Raw genomic sequence first — 17,324 nt, 5'->3', positions numbered from 1 at the left:
ATGTGGCCGTCCCCCCATCAGCCGCGCAAACGCACGAGCCACCGGCTCGTGGTCGAGGAACTCGGCCAGGCGGTGGTCGGAGGGGAATTCGCTGTCGGGGATATCCTGCCGGGCGATGTGGAGCTGGCGGCACGCTTCAACGTTTCGCGCACGGTCCTGCGCGAGGCGATGAAGACACTTGCCGCCAAGGGGCTGATTGTCGCCCGCGCTCGCATCGGCACGCGCGTGATGCCGCAGGCAAACTGGAACCTGTTCGATGGCGACGTGCTTTCCTGGCATTTCCGGGCCGGCGTCGATGAGGCGTTTCTCCGCCATGTCAGCGAGGTCCGCCTGGCGCTCGAGCCCTATGCGGCCGGACTGGCGGCACGCCGCGCCACGGACGCGGATATTTCCCAGATGATGCGGCTGGCCGTTGCCATGGGCGATGCCGGCCATAGCGCGCAGACGCTGGCGCGTGCCGATCTAGAATTCCATCTCCGTCTGCTCGAAGCGTCGCTCAATCCGTTCATGCAGACCGTCGGCAGCCTGATCGAGGCGGCGCTGATGGGTGTCTTTCAATTGAGCAACACGGCCGCCGATGGCGCCGAGATCGACCGCGTCGCTGTCGCGCATATCCGCATCGTCGAGCAGATCCGCCTGCGCAACGAGGAAGGTGCACGGGTTGCGATGGAGCAGGTGATCCGCGTCGGCCAGCAGCAGTTGATCGCCAATTTGAGGGCACGCGGCTGATCCGCAGCCGCGTCCGCCGGGCAAGGCACAAGGCGGAATCCGCTGCGCTGCTTGGCATTTGCCGTCGCCTGCGCGTAGGCTGCCGTTGTGGGCGGAGAAACCCAAATCCCGATGCGACCGGGCCGCCGACAGAGCGAGCGGGGAGAGCAGGGTGAAACAGGATGTGCTGATCGCCGGCGCGGGACCGACCGGCCTGGTGCTGGCTCTCTGGCTGACCGCCCAGGGTGTCAAGGTCCGCATCATCGACAAGAACGCTGGTCCCGGCCCGACATCGCGGGCGATGGTGGTGCACGCGCGAACGCTTGAGCTTTACCGGCAGCTCGATCTGGCCGATGCCGTGCTCGAGGCGGGTCACCGCAACCCTTCGGTCAGCCTCTGGGCGAAGGGCAAGGTCAAGGCGCGGATATCCTTCAGTCCGACCGGCGGGAAAATGACGCCCTATCCCTTCGTTCTTGTCTATCCGCAGGATCATCACGAGCGGCTGCTCGAGGCCCGACTGGCGGCCTTGGGCGTCAAGGTCGAGCGGCAGACCGAGCTTGTCGAGTTCGAGCATGACGCCGCCGGGGTTAGCGCTCGCTTGCAGTTGCCCGATGGCGGCTCGGACGTTTGCACGGCGCATTATCTTGCCGGGTGCGACGGCGCGGGCTCGCCGGTCCGGCACGGACTGGAGGTCGATTTTGCCGGCGGAACCTACGACCAGACCTTTTACGTCGCTGACGTCGAAGTGAGTGGGGCGACTGCGAATGGAGAAGCCCATATATCGCTCGAAACCGGTGATTTCGTCGCCTTGCTCGCCTATGCCGAGGGGCGGGGCCGCCTCATCGGTCTGGTGCGGGAGAAGCGGGAGGATGCAGACGCACTCACCTTCGCCGATGTGAGCCATCGCGCCATCGAAAGCCTTCGCCTCACCGTCGACAAGGTCAACTGGTTCTCCACCTACCGTGTGCATCATCGTGTCGCCGATCGCTTCGGGCGCGGGCGCGTGTTTCTGCTCGGCGACGCTGCGCATGTGCATAGTCCGGTCGGCGGCCAGGGCATGAACACCGGCATCGGCGACGCCATCAATCTGGCCTGGAAGCTTGCAGCGGTGCTGAAGGGACAGGCGCCGGACCGCCTGCTCGCCAGCTATGAAGGCGAACGGATCGCATTTGCCCGCCAGCTTGTCGAAACGACCGACCGGCTGTTCACCTTCGTGACGGCCGAGGGCAGCGTCGCGGATTTCCTGCGCGTCCACGTCGCCCCAGCCTTGACTGGTGTCGCCTACCGCGTCGGCGGTGTCAGAGAATTCCTGTTTCGCATCCTGTCGCAGACGCAGCTCAACTATCGCGGCGGCCCCTTGAGCCGGAGTGCGCGCGGCCGGGTGCAGGGTGGCGATCGGCTGCCCTGGCTAGGCATCAATGGCCTCGACAATTACGCTTCGCTGGCGGCCATCGCCTGGCAGGTGCATGTCTATGGCGAGGCGCATAACGACATAAGAGCTTGGTGCGCGGCCAAGCACATGCCGCTTCACGTCTTCCCATGGGGCGAGCAACAGGCCGCCGCCGGCCTGGCGCGGGATGCCGCCTATCTGCTGCGTCCGGACAGCTATGTGGCGGTGGTTGCGGACCGAGCGATGCCGGAAGCCCTCGAAGCCTACTTCGCCGAACAGGGGATCCGCCTGTCGGCGCCGGCTTGAGATTTCCCGAGACGGCGGCGCGGTGCGCCGCCGATACTTGGTCGCAAGGGGCGTCAAGCTGAGACGAGAGATACGATCCTTTGTCGGCTTGAACTCGACCGGCCGTCAGTGCCCGGCCGGCGTCTCGGCCTTGCGTTCCGCTGCTTCGCCTTCAACGGCCGGATGCCGGGAAATGCCCACGAGCTTGTGGCCGCGCTCACGCAGCCACTGGAAAGCGACGTAGAGCGCCGGAATGACGAAGATGCCGACGAGCGCTGCGGCAAGCATGCCGCCAGCGACACCGGTGCCGACCGCGCGCCGACTGAGTTCGCCGGCGCCCTTGGCGACCACCAGCGGCACCAGGCCAACGATGAAGGCGAAGCTCGTCATCATCACGGCGCGGAAGCGGGCGCGGGCGCCCTCGATCGCCGCATCGACGATGCTTGCTCCAGCCTCGCGGTGCGCCTTGGCAAACTCGACGATCAGGATCGCGTTCTTCGAGGCGAGCGCGATCAGTACGACGAGGCCGATCTGGGCGTAGATGTCGAAGGACAGACCCGCGACGAGCACGGACAAGAGCGCGCCTGAGACGCCGAAGGCAACCGACAGGAGCACCGGCACGGGGATCGTCCAGCTTTCGTAGAGCGCGACGAGGAAGAGGTAGGCGAACAGCACGGCCATTGCCAGGATGGCGGTGGTCTTGCCCGCCGCCTCCAGCTCCTGCAACGCCGTTCCGGTCCATTCGTAGCTGTAGCCGGGCGGCAGGGTCGAGGCCGACAACGCTTCCATGGCGGCAAGCGCCTCGCCCGAGGAGTGGCCGGCGGACGGCTGGCCGTTCAGCGTGATCGAGCGATAATTGTTGTAGCGCACGATCGACTGGGGACCGACGATATAGTCGACCTTGGCGACCGAGGCGACCGGCACCATGTCGCCGCTCGTATTGCGCACGTGTAGGCGCTGGATGTCGTCGACGGCGTTGCGGTCGGCTTGCGCCGCCTGCATCGTCACCTTCCAGGTGCGGCCGAAGAGGTTGAAGTCGTTGACGTAGTAGCTGCCGAGCGTGCCCTGCAGCGTGGTGAAGAGGTCGCTCACGGAAACGCCGAGGGCCTGCAGGCGGTCGCGGTCGATATCGAGATAGAGCTGCGGCGAGCTTGCCGAATAGGTGGTGAAGGTCGGCCCGAGCGCCGGGTTCTGGTTGGCGGCGATAATCAAGCCGCCCGCCGTTGCCGAAAGATCGGCGACGGAACGGCCCTGCAGATCGAGCAACTGGTACTCGAAGCCCGAGCCGGTGCCGAGGCCCATGATCGGCGGCAGGTTGAAGGCGAAGATCTGCGCGCCGCGGATCGCCTGGCCCTTGACCATGGTCGTGCGGATCGCCGCCTCGACGCCGGCCGCTTCGCTCAGGCGTTCCGCAAAGGGTTTCATCGTGACGATCGCGAAGGCCGAGTTGGACTTCGACAAACCGTCGAGGAAGGAGTAGCCGGTGACGGTGATGACGTTGGCAACGCCCTCGATGCCGCCGAGCATCGTCTCGACCTGTTTCACGACTTCGTCGGTGCGGTTGTAGGAGGCGCCTTCCGGCAGACGGATTTCCGTGAAGAACGCGCCCTGGTCTTCCGCCGGCAGGAAGCCGGTCGGCACGACCTTGAAGAGGAAGCCCGTGGCGACGAAGGCGACCGCGAGCAGTGCCAGGCCGATGATGGCGCGCCGGGCGATGTGTCCGGCGACGAAGGCATAGCCGTCACGCCCCTTGTCGATGGTCCGCGAGATGTAACCGAGGATGCCGCGCTTCGGCCCATGATGGGGTTTCAAGAGCACCGCGCAGAGCGCCGGGCTGAGCGTCAGCGCGTTGATCGCCGAGATCACCATCGACACCGAAACGGCGACGGCAAACTGCTGGAACAGCTGGCCGCTGAGGCCAGGAATGAAGGCGACGGGCACGAAGACGGAGAGCAGCACGAGCGTGATGGCGACGATGGCGCCGGTGATTTCGCCCATCGCACGCCTTGCCGCTTCCGCAGCCGACAGGCCTGGATTTTCCTCCATCACCCGCTCGACGTTTTCGACGACCACGATCGCGTCGTCAACGACGATGCCGATCGCCAGCACCATGGCAAGCAGCGACACGGTATTGAGCGAGAAACCCATGGCGAGCAGCACGGCGAAGGTGCCGATGAGTGCGACGGGAACGGCAACGAGTGGGATCAGGGTCGCCCGCCAGTTTCCGAGGAACAGGAAGACGATGATGATGACGAGGATGAAGGCCTCAAACAGCGTCTCCTCGACGTTGTCGACGCTGGCTTCGACGAACTGGGCTGTGTCGTAGGAGACCGAATAGGTGAGGCCCGGCGGGAAGGATTTCGACAATCGTTCCATCGCGTCCTGCACGCCCCTGGCGGCAGCAAGCGCGTTGGCGCCCGGCGCCTGGTAGGTGCCGATCATGGCGACCGGCTTGCCATTGATCCGGGCGTTGGAATCGGAGCTGGCGGCGCCGAGTTCGACGCGCGCGACGTCGCGGATGCGCACATAGGAGCCGTCGGGCCGTGCCCTCAGAACCACGTCCTCAAACTGTTTGGGATCGGTGAGGCGCCCTTGCGTCTGGAGATTGAGCTGGAACAGCGGGTCGTCGGTCATCGGCTGGGCGCCGATGCGGCCGATCGCGGCCTGGACGTTCTGGGCCTTCAGCGCATTGATCACATCGGTCGGCGTCAGGTCGAGGCTGGTCATGCGGTCGATGTCGAGTACGACGCGCATCGAGTAGTCCTGGGCGCCGAAGAGCTGGGCATCGCCGACGCCGGGCACGCGCTTGACCGTATCAAGCACGTTGATCGTGGCGTAGTTGGACAGGAACAGGCTGTCGAAGTTCTGCTTCTCGTCCGCTGCAAAGATCGTGACGACCTGCATCAGCGCGGAGGACTTCTTGCGCACGCTGACGCCGCTCTGCTTGACCTCGGAGGGCAGGCCGGCCTCGGCGAGCGACACGCGGTTCTGCACGTTGACGGTGGCGATATCAGGATCGGTGCCGACGGCGAAGGTGACGGTCAGCGTATAAGAGCCGTCGGCGCCGCTCGTCGACTTCATGTAGAGCATGTCGTCGACGCCGACGACCTTGCTTTCGATCGGCTGGGCGACGGTGGTTTCGACCACGTCGGCGCCGGCGCCGGGATAACTGGCGGTGACGCTCACCTGCGGCGGCACGATATCGGGGAACTGGGCGATCGGCAGACGGGTGAGCGCAAGCAGACCCGCCAGCGTCAGCACGATGGAAATGACCGTGGCGAAGCGCGGGCGATCGATAAAGATCTCTGAAATCATCGCTTAGCCACCTGCTGCCGTGGCCGCATCGACGGTGATGCCCGGACGAACCTTGCCGGCGCCCTCTGTGATGACGTTCTCGCCTTCCTTGAGGCCCTTGCTGATGACCGCCTGGCCACGGGCGTTGCGTGACACGTCGATGCGGCGAAGCTCGACCTTGGAACTGGCGTCGACCACCAGAACGAAGGCGCCCTGCTGGTCACGCTGGACCGCCTGCTGCGGCACGGCAAGCACGTCCTGCTTGTCGGATTGTTCGAGCATCACCCGCACCAACGCACCGTCGAGCAGGATGCTGTCCGGATTGGGGAACTCGGCGCGCACGGTCACCGTGTCCGTCCCTTGCGAGACGTTGCTGGCGATAAAGTTGATTGTGCCTTTTTGCTTGTACTCGGTGCCGTTCGGAAGGCCGAGCCCGACATTGGCACCGCCGCTGATCTCGCCCTTCACCACCCGTTCGCGATAGGTGAGGTAAAGTGCGGTCGCCACTGGAAACTGGACATAGATCGGGTCGAGCCGGGTCAGCGTCACAAGCGCGCCGCTGTCCGGGCCGACGAGGGCGCCGACATCGGCCGCCGTCAGGCCGACGATGCCGTCGAAAGGCGCCGTGATCTTCGTATAGGAGAGGTTGAGGTCGGCGTTGTCCTTGCTGCCCTTGAGCCGGATCAGGTCACCTTCGGCTTTCCTGACTTGCGCGTGCGCTTCGTCGACCTTGGCTTGGCTGATCGTCTTGCTGGTGAGGAGCTGCTCGGCGCGGTCGCGCTCGAGGATCGCGAATTCCTTGGCGGCTTCGGCTGCCTCGATCTGCCCTTCGATCTCCTGCACGGCGGCGCGGTAGGCGCCGTCTTCCACCCGGTAGAGCTCCGTGCCCGCCGTCACCTTCTGCCCTTCGGTGAAGTTGACCGCCTCGAGGAAACCCGAAACGCGGGCGCGAATATCGACCTTCTGGATCGCCGTAACCTTGCCCGTCAGATCCACGCTCTCGCGCAGGTCCATGATGGTGGCCGGCGCCACGACCACGGCTGGCGCCTGCTGCGCCAATGCCGTTTGCGCGGAAAACCCGATCGCGACAAGCAGTGCTGATGATAGTGAAAGGGCAGGAATTCTCGAACGACGCATGCAACGTTCCCCCTGAACGAAACAGCTGGAGATAAGATCAGTCCTTGGCAGTGCATTGAAATCAGAACATGTTCTCCGCGCCAAGTCACGCAATCATGGGTTGATTTAAGCGGAGGCTTGCAAAGATGATGCAAATGCCCGCGAAAGGCGGGTTCAGAGAGAACTTGTCACAAAAGCAATGATTTGCCAGACCATCGTCCGTTCACGGCAGAGGGAGGCGACAGGCTGATTTTGTCGGATTTCGGTTGAGGGAGATGCGTGGAGGCGAACGTTTTACGTGTGCCACATCGTCACAATTGACGAGACCGGTCTGCAACCTCCGGTGACAGTTTCGCGAAGCCGCTGGGCAGATAGGTCCCGGCGTGGTGCCGGGACCAAGCTTAGTACTGTTGCCGGATCGAGCCGTCAGACGAGGTCGAAACGGTCGGCGTTCATCACCTTGGTCCAGGCCGCGACGAAGTCGCGTACGAACTTCGCCTTTGCATCCGCCTGGCCGTAGACTTCGGCGATGGCCCGCAGCTGCGAGTTCGAACCGAAGACGAGATCGATGCGTGTGGCCGTCCGCTTGACGTCGCCGGTTCTGCGGTCACGCCCTTCGAAGACATCCTTCGCGTCGGACGTCGCCGTCCAGGCCGTGCCCATGTCGAGCAGGTTGACGAAGAAGTCGTTGCTGAGCGTTTCCGGGCGATCGGTGAAGACGCCGTGGGCGGTCTGGCCGTGGTTCGCGCCGAGAACGCGCAAGCCCCCGACGAGCACGGTCATCTCCGGCGCGGTCAGCGTCAGCAACTGCGCCCTGTCGATCAGCAGCTCTTCCGGCGAAACCGCGTACTGGGCCCGCTGGTAGTTGCGGAAGCCGTCGGCGATCGGTTCGAGAACCGCGAAGGACTCGACATCGGTCTGTTCTTGCGTCGCATCCATGCGGCCAGGCGCAAAGGCGACCTCGATGTCGTGGCCGGCGGCTTTGGCTGCCTTCTCGACCGCTGCGGCGCCGCCGAGCACGATCAAGTCGGCGAGCGACACCTTCTTGCCGCCGGACTGGGCGTCGTTGAAGCTACGCTGGATGCCTTCGAGGACCTCGAGAACCTTCGCCAGCTGCGCCGGCTGGTTGACCTGCCAGTCCTTCTGCGGGGAAAGGCGGATGCGCGCGCCATTGGCGCCGCCGCGCTTGTCCGAGCCGCGGAAGGTCGAGGCCGACGCCCAGGCGGTCGAAACCAGTTCGGATACCGAAAGGCCCGAAGCGAGGACCCTGGCCTTGAGATCGGCGATATCCTTGGCGTCGACGAGCGGATGATCGACGGCCGGGATCGGATCCTGCCAGATCAACTCTTCGGCCGGCACTTCCGGGCCGAGATAGCGGGCGCGCGGACCCATGTCGCGGTGCGTCAGCTTGTACCAGGCGCGGGCGAAGGCGTCGGCGAAGGCATCCGGGTTCTCGTAGAAATGCCGTGCGACCTTCTCGTAGGCCGGGTCGACGCGCAGGGCGAGGTCGGTCGTCAGCATCGACGGCGCATGGCGCTTGGATTTGTCGTGCGCGTCCGGCACGGTGTTGGCACCCATGCCATGCTTCGGCGTCCACTGGTGCGCGCCGGCCGGGCTCTTCGTCAGTTCCCATTCGTAGCCGAAGAGGTTCCAGAAGAAGTTGTTGCTCCATTTGGTCGGCGTCGTCGTCCAGGTGACTTCGAGGCCGCTCGTGATGGTGTCGCCACCACGGCCGCTGGCGTAGGTGCTTGCCCAGCCGAGGCCCTGTTCCTCGATACCGGCAGCTTCCGGCTCGCGGCCGACATTGGCCGCATCGCCGGCGCCATGGGTCTTGCCGAAGGTGTGGCCGCCGGCGATCAGCGCCACGGTTTCCTCGTCGTTCATCGCCATGCGCGCGAAGGTTTCGCGGATGTCACGCGCGGCGGCGAGCGGGTCCGGAGTGCCGTTCGGGCCTTCCGGGTTGACGTAGATCAGGCCCATCTGAACGGCGGCGAGCGGGTTCTCGAGGTCGCGGTCGCCCGAGTAGCGCTTGTCGTCGAGCCAGGTCTTTTCCGTGCCCCAGTAGATGTCTTCCTCCGGTTCCCATACGTCGGGGCGGCCACCGGCAAAGCCGAAGGTCTTGAAGCCCATAGACTCGAGCGCACAGTTGCCGGCGAGGATCATCAGGTCGGCCCAGGAGATGCTGTTGCCGTATTTCTGCTTGATCGGCCAGAGGAGGCGGCGTGCCTTGTCGAGGTTGGCGTTGTCCGGCCAGCTGTTGAGTGGCGCAAAGCGCTGCTGTCCGGCGCCCGCGCCGCCGCGGCCGTCACCGGTACGGTAGGTGCCGGCGCTGTGCCAGGCCATGCGGATGAAGAGCGGGCCATAGTGACCGAAGTCGGCCGGCCACCAATCCTGCGAATCGGTCATCAGCGCGAAGAGGTCCCTCTTCACCGCCGGCAGGTCGAGTTTCTTGAATTCCTCGGCGTAGTCGAAGGCTTCGCCCATCGGATCGGACAGCGAAGAGTTCTGGTGCAGGATCTTCAGGTTGAGCTGGTTCGGCCACCAGTCGCGGTTCGAGGTGCCGGGCGACTGTGCGCTCGTCTGGGCTCCATGCATGACGGGACATTTGCCCGTTTTGTCGGCTTTCGCGTCCATTTTTATCTCCCTTCAAGATGACGTGAATTTTGGATGGGTCAGAGGAAAAGCGCCAGGCGCGGACAGGCGCCCAGCCGAGCCCGCGGCCCGGCGTGTCTGGTGCCGTCGGTGGTTGTCGTTCCGCGAAGCGGTGTCGCCACTGGCTGCGTCTCCCTCATTGTGCCGTAGACTCTATCAAAGTGGTTCCATTAATTTAAGTTGGATTTCCTGATTGTGGCGATAAGCAGATCCTATCGCTAATGGACATGGGTCCCATGGGCACATGCTTGCAGCCCTCCATGCATTTTTGATGACGTTTGAGCGTTTGCCGATTGCAGCCGATACAAGAAAATTGTTGCACTGCACTCCCGCCAAACTTGCGGAAGGTAGCGCCAATGGTTAGTCACACCGCAACGACTCAAGAGCTTTCCATTTTTCGTGTGACGAAAGGACAGAAATCGTGGCTGAGACAGAAATTGGTGCCGGCAAGGGCCGTCGCAAAGCACTTTGGGCTGCTGTCGCGGTCATCGCGATCGCAGCCGCGGGTGTCGTCGGCGGCAAGTTCATGCTCGAAAAGGCGGTCGGGACCTTCATCGCCGAGCGCGGCGGGAAGGCCGGTTCGGTTGAGGCGGACTTCTTCGGCCGCGTTCATCTGCGCGACGTCACGCTGCCTTTCGCCGATGGCGTCAGCGCGCGCATCGCGGCAATCGACGGACGTCCGAAGATCTTTTCGCTGAGCGGCAAGCTCGACGTGAAGGGCCTGGAGCTCGACCTGAAGGCCGCCAAGCTTTCCGTGCCTGCGGCAACGCTGGAAGATCCCGACTTTTTCGCAGCCGGCCTGACGGCAAGCGGGGAAAAGGCTGACCTTTTGAAGCGCATCGAGCGTTTCGCGGCAAAGCAGGCCTCCGCGCCGGAAGTGACCATCGTCCAGAACGTTGCAAGCTCCGAGCAGAAGACGGTCTACAAGGATGTCCGGCTCGAGGATATCGCCAGCGGCCGCGTTGCGCGCTATTCGGCGAGCGGCGCCACGTTCGCCTTTGCCATGGATATTCCTGACGGCGAAGGGGCAACGAAGCGGGAAAAGATGGACGGCACCATGGGCGCCGTCACTGGAGAGAGCTTCGATGTGGCCTACATGGCCCGCATCTACACGCAAAAAGCCGGTCCTGAGGACAAGGAACCGAAGCTGCTCTACGGCCCGATCTCCGTAAAGAACCTTGCCTTCTCCGATAGCAAGTCGCGTTTCGGTTACGACGAAGTGCGCAGCAGCGGCCTCAGCGTCCGCATGCCGACCGAGCCGCTTCTCGAAACGCTCGAGCAACTCCAGGCGGTCAGCGATCCGGAAGCCCTGCCACCGGCGGAGCGCCAGGCATTCTTCAAACGCATTCTTTCGCTGGTCGACATGCTGGCAAAGGGCGACATGGAACTGCTCGGCCTGAAGATGGAAGTGCCAGAGCAGGAAAGCGCCGAGGGCAAACTCGTGAAGCTCGCCGTCGACAAGATGGCGTTCCAGCTCAACGGCCGCAGTTTCGATGGCACGATGAACGGTGTCACGGCGGGCGAGGGGACCGACTACTTCAAGTTTGCCGAAGCCAGCATCAACGGTTTCTCCTGGGCTCCGACCATGGAGGCACTGACGAAGCTTGCGGGCCTGAAGGAGGAGGAATTCGAGACCTTCCCCTACACCACGCTGATGCCGGAATTCCGCACGATCCGGATCGCCGGGCTCGACGTGGACATGCCCGGCAGCGACCCGGCAGCCGTGACGGACAGTGAAACCGTCGAGGACGAGAGCGCGACCGAAACCGCGGTCGATCCGTCGATCAGTGCCGAACAGGCGCCGGAAGCCGAGCAGGTGCCGGACGAAACGACAAACGGCGAAGCCGCCAGCGACGCGGCGGTCCCCGGCGATGCAGCAGAAGAGCCGATGGCCGAGGCGCCTGCAGAGCAGTCGGCGGATGAAGCGACCGACGGCGAAGCCACCAGCGGCGCGGAGATCGCCGGTGAAGTGCCGGAAGACCCGATGGCCGAGGCGCCCGTAGAGCAGTCGGCCGTGCCGTCCGTTCCGGAACGCGTTCGTTTCACGCTCGATACCTATGAAATCGCGCTGACGAAGCCGCGCAACGGCATTCCGACGGATGTCCGCGTCAGCTACCGCGACCTCAGCGTTCCGATCCCTGCGGACACGCAGGAAGAGGGCTTCAAGACGCTGCGCAAGATCGGCCTCGACAAGCTGGTCTTCTCGTCCAACGTCGAACTGTCGTGGGATGAGCCCAACGAGAACTTCGTCATCAAGCAGATTTCGCTGGATGGCAAGGACATGGGCAGCCTCTCCTTCTCCGGCGTCATGGGCGGCGCTTCGGAGGACTTCTTCTCCGGCGATCTCAATGCCGCGCAGATCGCGATGTTCGGTCTTACGGCGAGGGAAGTCACGCTCAAGCTCGAGGACAAGGGCATCATGGCCAAGGGCATCAAGCTCTATGCCGAGGATAACCACATGACCGAGGACAGCGTTCGCGGCCTGCTCGTGTTGATGACGAGCGCCGGCGTGCAGCATTTTGCCGCCACGCAGCCGAAACTGCAGGACGCGGCGACGGCGTTTACCCAGTTCATCAGCAAGCCCGGCACCTTCACGCTGAAGGTCAAGGCCAAGGATGAAGCCGGTGTCGGCGCGCTCGAACTGATGGGAGCTGCCGAAAACCCGGCGCTTCTGCTCGAGCAAGTCGATATCGAAGCCAAGGCGCAGTAAAATCTATCGCGGGCCGCGTCATCAGATGCGGCCCGCATTGCTTCAGTCGATGGCCGCCTGAAAGAAATCCCGAAGCGCTATCAATTCATCCTGCCCGATCTCGTGTGCGCCCCGATTGTAGAGGGCTCGGACATCAGCTTTCTGCCCCGCAAGATAATCGACCAGTTGTTCGGTGAGCGCCAATGGACCGGTAGGATCGTCTTGGCCGCCGGTGGCCAGAATCGGTTTGCCCTAAAGTCCGGCGTTGCCGGGTGGCACCCACGACACAAGGGGATGCAGCAGGACCGCTCGCTCGAACAGACCAGGATATTTGACCAGGAGTGCGGCGAGCAGCGTCGCGCCTGTGGCGTAGCCGATGCCATAGACGGCTTGGCCCGGGTACACACGCCGCCTGTCGCCGATGGAGTTCGCCAGGTTTTCCACGGAGGCCGCGAATGCCCGGATGTCGCACAGCCCGTCAACGGCTGCCGCTCAGGGTTGCCAAGTTCTCCGATTTCTTCGAGAGCTACGTCACCGAGACGCGGCCGCTTTGAAGCGGCGGGATCATGCGGCATGAAGTCAAAACAGAGCCGTTTGCGGCTAAATGTGAGCAAAGGGTACAAGAAATTACTGGCAGCACCCTCCATTTTTTCTCGGATATGAGCGGCAATCGCGAGATGCCCCCTTGCGTCGGGCCTTTCGCGCATCGAAGCGGATTGCACGCGAGGAGTGAACTCCATCGCCAGGCGGGGCTGGACGGATGATGACAGAGCCAAGCGGTATTGGAGCGTATTTTGGCGAGCCGAAGGCGCCGTTTCTCATGGTGCGGCCCGTGCGGGACGCCCGGTTTTCGGTGACGCGCCTGCGGTGCCGGCTGAACGGAGAACTGAGCCGCATCGTATCGCTGCCGGCCGACGACGCCTATTTCCTGATGTTCTACTTCAAGGATGTCATGCACTGCGACCTGGTGCCGGGCGAAAGCGAAAGTGAAATTCGCCGCTACCGGCAGGGGTCGATCTGTCTCGTCGATCTCGCTGAGGGCGCCAGTATCCGGCTTGTCAGCGATCTCGATTCACTCGCTTTCCATCTGCCACGGGCCTTGTTTCATGAAGTCTGCGAGTTTTCGCATGCTCCCGCCGCCACTAGTCTTAGATGCCGTCGCGGCGAGGTCGACGACGTCATGCACAATCTCGCCTTGGCGCTGTCGCCGCTTCTTGACGAGAGCGAGGGTGAACCGGGTGCGGTACTGCAGCACATCGCCGTCGCCATCTGCGCGCATCTTCTGCATTCCTACCCGGATCGCGCCATCGCATCCGGCGGCCCCGATCTGTCTGTGTGGCAGGAGAAGGCGGCCAAGGACTTCATGATCGACCATTGGGCCAAGGACTTTTCGTTTGCGGCAGCAGCAGCGGCCGCAAATCTTTCGGAGGAGGGTTTTGCCGCGGCTTTTGCATCCGTGACCGGCCAGACGCCGCAAGAGTGGTTGATGCGGTACCGGATCGGTCGCGCCAAGCTCTATCTGATCGAGGAGGGATGGTCGCTGAGCAAAACCGCCGCCAGTTGCGGCTATGCCGACGAAGCCCGGTTCGTCGAGGCCTTTCGTGAGGTGACGGGCGTGACACCCGCCGTCTGGCGCGCGCGCTGGCTGCAGTGAGGGTACCATGCTGACCTTTGACGCTCGGCGATGCATCGCTGGATTTGCCTCTGTATTGCGACAGCCAACCGTTGTAGCATCCGCCCGGCCGCTGAAGCGGGCGGCTGAGCTGGAAATCGGGAGACCCTGACCGATGGCCTTGCAAGAAGGACTGAGCGCAGACGAACGCACACCGCGCCCTATCGTCAAGCGGATCAGCGTCGGTGACATCACCGTCACGAGAACCTTCTCGGATCGCTTCGATCTGGAAGTCGGGCCGCTGATTCCGGTCGCCGATGCCTTCAACGTCATCGTGCAGATGCGTGACTTCGAGGCGCATCGCCTGTGGCGGCGTGGCGAACTCGTCTATGAGGGAGGGCATCCCAAGGCCTCGCTCGCGATCACCGATCTTCGCGACCAATGGCAGTGCCACCATCTGTCGCCCTTCGACAATGTCCGCTTCCAAATTCCCTTTGCCTCAATGCGGAGCTTTACCGAAAGGGCCGGGCGCGGCGAGTATGTGTCGCTGTCTCCCGTGCAGGGACGCGTGGATCCGGTCATGTTCGGCCTTGCCCAGGCGCTGCTGCCCTCGCTCGATGAGCCGGACCGGGCCAATCTGCTGTTCGTCGAACAGATCAATCTTGCCGCATTGGCCCATCTCAGCCAGGCCTATGGCGGTCTGCATTTCCCCGTCGACAAGAAGGGGACGCTGGCGCCATGGCAGGAGAGGCTGGCGACGGAGTTTCTGGTCGCCCATTTCAACACGCCGTTCTCGATCGGCGATCTTGCGGCCCAGTGCGAGCTCTCGCGCAGCTATTTCAACAAGGCTTTCAAGGAAAGCTTCGGGCGCACACCGTCCAGGTGGCTGTCCGAATATCGGATCGCGCGGGTCAAGGAGTGTCTGCTTCAGGACACACCTCTTGCTGAAATTGCTATCCACAGCGGCTTTGCCGACCAGAGCCACATGACCCGGGTATTCACCAGCCTGACGGGGGAAACGCCGGCACGCTTCCGGAAAAAGAACCGGTTGGTCGGCGTCGCTGTGGATCGACCTCCGCAATAGGGTGGAAAGAGGGCGCGCCCTCGTGCAAAATTTTCAAAACAGGTGAAAAACGTGCAAGAATGATGCGGCGACCGGGGCAATCATAGGGCCGCTCCTGCAAATGATTTGGTGAAACCGAGAATGAGTTGCGCGCACGTTTATCCTGCGCGAGGCGACTTACGTCTTTCGTTTTCGTCGTCACGGCAGGTGGGTTTGGCGGGCAGTCTCGACACATAGGAGCGAAGACGATGACGAATGTTTCCGCTGCCTCGGCCGGAGCGCGACTGCGCGACAGTCTCGGATGCTCGCTCGACCAGCTGGATGACGACAGGACGATCGAAGGCCGCGACATGGTCTTCCACCGCAAGCGGTCGACAGCGGGACCGCCGGGCCAGGTCACGACACCTGGCAACGGACGAGGCTATCTGATCGGCCTATCGCTTGTGGGCGGTCATCGCCGCCGGGTTTTCGGAGCGCACCACTCTGCGACCCAGGAGTTCGACCAAAACTCGATCTACGTCAGGAACTTTGCCGACGATTATAAAGCCGATCTCAAAGGATCCTTCGATTTCACCTTGCTTGAAATCGGCCACGGTGCGCTCGAACGCATCGCAGACGCGGCAAATGCTTCTGGCGTGAGCGAGCTGCGGCCCGTTTCCGGCTCGCCCGACCCTGTTCTCGGCGGCATGCTCGGCGCTTTGTTTGCGTCGGTGGACGGATACACGGATCGAAGCGCGCTGTTTGTCGACCAGCTCTCGGTGGCAATCGGCGTGCATATGGTCCGGCAGTACGGTAACGGCCGTGGCGAGAGCCTTGCCGGAGGACGCAGGCTTTCGCAGCGCTGCCAGGCAAAGATCCGCGATCTGGTGCAAGCCCGTCTGGATGGCGAGCTCACCGTCGAGGACATGGCTGCGACCTGCAATCTGTCGCAGGCGGCTTTTTTGCGTGCCTTTCGCGAGACCATGGGCAGCACGCCCTACCGCTGGCTGCTGCAGCAGAGGATCGAAAAGGCCAAGGATCTGTTGCAGTTCTCGCCCACGTCCCTAAGTGGAATTGCCGTCGTCTGCGGCTTTTCGGATCAGAGCCATTTTACCCGGGCCTTTGCGCAGGCCGCAGGTGCCACGCCGCGCCAGTGGCGGCGCAGCCGACAGTCGTAACCCTCTGAAAGTACACGCGCCCTGCCGGCTGAAGGCGAGCGAAACTTTCAAAAATCCACCTTTGGCGACAAGAACGGGTCGCCGGTCGGCGGCATAGTTGGGCCTCTCCAATCGGAGTTCAGTTTCAACAGTAAGAGGTCACGACCATGTCTGCGACAGCGACCCCCGGTAAACTCCTCGTCTCGCCCAAAGACCACACCCTGATCATGATCGACTTCCAGTCGCAGATGTCCTTTGCGACCAAGTCGATCGACGCGGTGCTCCTGCGCAACAACGCAGCACTTGTCGCCAATGCGGCGGCAGGTTTCGGCGTTTCGACCATCCTCACGACCGTTGCCGAAAAGACCTTCTCCGGCCCGATGTTCTCCGAGATCACCGATGCCTTCCCCGGCCAGAAACTGCTGGACCGCACCTCGATGAACACCTGGGAAGACGTCGCGGTGATCGAAGAGGTCAACCGCATCGGCAAGAAGCGCCTTGTCATGTGCGGGCTGTGGACCTCGGTCTGCATCGTCGGCCCGACCCTCTCGGCGCTCGATCAGGGATTCGAGGTCTATGTCATCGCCGACGCCTGCGGCGACGTTTCGGATGAGGCGCATGAGCGGGCGATGGACCGCATGGTGCAGGCCGGCGTCCGGCCGATGACCTCGCTGCAATACATGCTCGAGCTGCAGCGCGACTGGGCGCGCACCGAGACCTACGACATGACCACCGGTATCGCCAAGAAGTTCGGCGGTTCGTATGGCCTCGGCATCATCTACGCCAAGTCGATGTTCGGCGCGTCCGAAGGCCACTGACAGAACGCTTCCGCGCTCTAGATTAACGCTCTGGCCGCCTCGCTGCGGCCGGAGCGCCACCTTTATCCCCTAAAGGAGTTGGCGATGAAGATGTACCTTCTCTCGCTTGGAGCCGGGCTGGTCGTCGGCGTCATCTATGCGCTGCTCAACGTCCGCTCGCCGGCGCCGCCGGTCATCGCGCTGATCGGTCTGCTTGGCATTCTCATCGGGGAGCAATCCGTCCCCCTGGTCAAGCGCGCCCTGTCGGGTGAGCCGGTCAACCTCTCCTGGTTCAATCGGCAGTGCATGCCGCACGTGTTCGGCCATCTGCCCGGCGGGCAGATCGCAACCGGCACGGCGAAGGATGCTGCCGGCACCGACGAAAGGGCCTGACGATGCCGACTAGACGCTCGTTCCTCGGTGCCGCCTCGTCGCTGGCGCTGCCCGCTCTCTTCCCGTCGGCCCGCACCGCCGGCGCCCAACAGACCGGAGATACTTCGATGACGCCCGACCTGATCCTTCACAGCGGCCTCGTGACGACGCTCGACCGCGCCAATCCGACTGCCACTGCCGTTGCCGTCA

12 protein-coding genes are annotated in these 17,324 nt (G+C 63.4%); 9 read left to right on the top strand and 3 right to left on the bottom strand.

The window, feature by feature from the left end:
- Complete coding sequence (locus IB262_RS09735) at positions 1-729, top strand: FadR/GntR family transcriptional regulator (protein WP_060528942.1); 729 nt, start codon at positions 1-3, stop codon at positions 727-729.
- A gap of 151 nt (positions 730-880) precedes the next feature.
- A complete protein-coding gene (locus IB262_RS09730) occupies positions 881-2,404 on the top strand; it encodes an FAD-dependent monooxygenase (protein ID WP_192493529.1) in 1,524 nt (507 codons plus the stop codon).
- Positions 2,405-2,509: 105 nt separating this feature from the next.
- On the opposite strand, the gene IB262_RS09725 is transcribed toward IB262_RS09730, so the two are convergent.
- From IB262_RS09725 to katG, 3 genes are all read right to left on the bottom strand, one after another.
- Positions 2,510-5,698: a multidrug efflux RND transporter permease subunit gene (locus IB262_RS09725; protein WP_112771434.1), complete on the bottom strand. Its 3,189-nt coding sequence runs from the start codon at positions 5,696-5,698 to the stop codon at positions 2,510-2,512.
- Between the two features lie 3 nt (positions 5,699-5,701).
- Complete coding sequence (locus tag IB262_RS09720) at positions 5,702-6,814, bottom strand: efflux RND transporter periplasmic adaptor subunit (RefSeq protein ID WP_110818735.1); 1,113 nt, start codon at positions 6,812-6,814, stop codon at positions 5,702-5,704.
- A gap of 405 nt (positions 6,815-7,219) precedes the next feature.
- Entirely contained in the window at positions 7,220-9,427 is a 2,208-nt protein-coding gene (gene katG, locus IB262_RS09715) for a catalase/peroxidase HPI (RefSeq protein WP_113505524.1), read from the bottom strand.
- Between the two features lie 439 nt (positions 9,428-9,866).
- Here katG and IB262_RS09710 point away from each other — a divergent pair, with 439 nt between their 5' ends.
- The 7 genes from IB262_RS09710 to IB262_RS09680 form a co-directional block, all read left to right on the top strand.
- The gene (locus tag IB262_RS09710; protein WP_192493528.1) at positions 9,867-12,155 is read left to right on the top strand and encodes a hypothetical protein; all 2,289 of its coding nucleotides are present in this window, start codon (positions 9,867-9,869) and stop codon (positions 12,153-12,155) included.
- Between the two features lie 742 nt (positions 12,156-12,897).
- On the top strand, positions 12,898-13,788 hold the full coding sequence (locus IB262_RS09705) for an AraC family transcriptional regulator (protein ID WP_060606145.1): 891 nt from the start codon (positions 12,898-12,900) through the stop codon (positions 13,786-13,788).
- A 133-nt stretch (positions 13,789-13,921) separates the two neighbouring features.
- Complete coding sequence (locus IB262_RS09700) at positions 13,922-14,830, top strand: AraC family transcriptional regulator (RefSeq protein ID WP_060605999.1); 909 nt, start codon at positions 13,922-13,924, stop codon at positions 14,828-14,830.
- Between the two features lie 227 nt (positions 14,831-15,057).
- Positions 15,058-15,966, top strand: a complete 909-nt coding sequence (locus tag IB262_RS09695; RefSeq protein WP_192493527.1) for an AraC family transcriptional regulator — start codon at positions 15,058-15,060, stop codon at positions 15,964-15,966.
- Positions 15,967-16,112: 146 nt separating this feature from the next.
- Positions 16,113-16,763, top strand: coding sequence for a hydrolase (locus IB262_RS09690; protein WP_060528934.1), 651 nt, complete (start codon positions 16,113-16,115; stop codon positions 16,761-16,763).
- Positions 16,764-16,847: 84 nt separating this feature from the next.
- Positions 16,848-17,135 (top strand): XapX domain-containing protein, encoded by a 288-nt coding sequence (locus tag IB262_RS09685; protein ID WP_034789552.1) that lies wholly within the window; start codon positions 16,848-16,850, stop codon positions 17,133-17,135.
- A gap of 2 nt (positions 17,136-17,137) precedes the next feature.
- On the top strand, positions 17,138-17,324 hold a 187-nt coding region (locus tag IB262_RS09680), incomplete at its 3' end, for a hypothetical protein (protein WP_143556300.1).

It is taken from the genome of Ensifer sp. ENS02 (assembly GCF_014851885.1).
Taxonomy (GTDB): Bacteria; Pseudomonadota; Alphaproteobacteria; order Rhizobiales; family Rhizobiaceae; genus Ensifer; species Ensifer adhaerens.
This window is presented reverse-complemented; position numbering and strand designations above follow the sequence as displayed.

Bases quoted from the DNA above. Each gene is read 5' to 3' on its own strand.
- IB262_RS09735 (WP_060528942.1), top strand. From the start codon at position 1: ATGTGGCCGTCCCCCCATCAGCCGCGCAAACGCACGAGCCACCGGCTC.
- IB262_RS09725 (WP_112771434.1), bottom strand. From the start codon at position 5,698: ATGATTTCAGAGATCTTTATCGATCGCCCGCGCTTCGCCACGGTCATT.
- IB262_RS09720 (WP_110818735.1), bottom strand. From the start codon at position 6,814: ATGCGTCGTTCGAGAATTCCTGCCCTTTCACTATCATCAGCACTGCTT.
- katG (WP_113505524.1), bottom strand. From the start codon at position 9,427: ATGGACGCGAAAGCCGACAAAACGGGCAAATGTCCCGTCATGCATGGA.
- IB262_RS09705 (WP_060606145.1), top strand. From the start codon at position 12,898: ATGACAGAGCCAAGCGGTATTGGAGCGTATTTTGGCGAGCCGAAGGCG.
- IB262_RS09700 (WP_060605999.1), top strand. From the start codon at position 13,922: ATGGCCTTGCAAGAAGGACTGAGCGCAGACGAACGCACACCGCGCCCT.
- IB262_RS09695 (WP_192493527.1), top strand. From the start codon at position 15,058: ATGACGAATGTTTCCGCTGCCTCGGCCGGAGCGCGACTGCGCGACAGT.
- IB262_RS09690 (WP_060528934.1), top strand. From the start codon at position 16,113: ATGTCTGCGACAGCGACCCCCGGTAAACTCCTCGTCTCGCCCAAAGAC.
- IB262_RS09685 (WP_034789552.1), top strand. From the start codon at position 16,848: ATGAAGATGTACCTTCTCTCGCTTGGAGCCGGGCTGGTCGTCGGCGTC.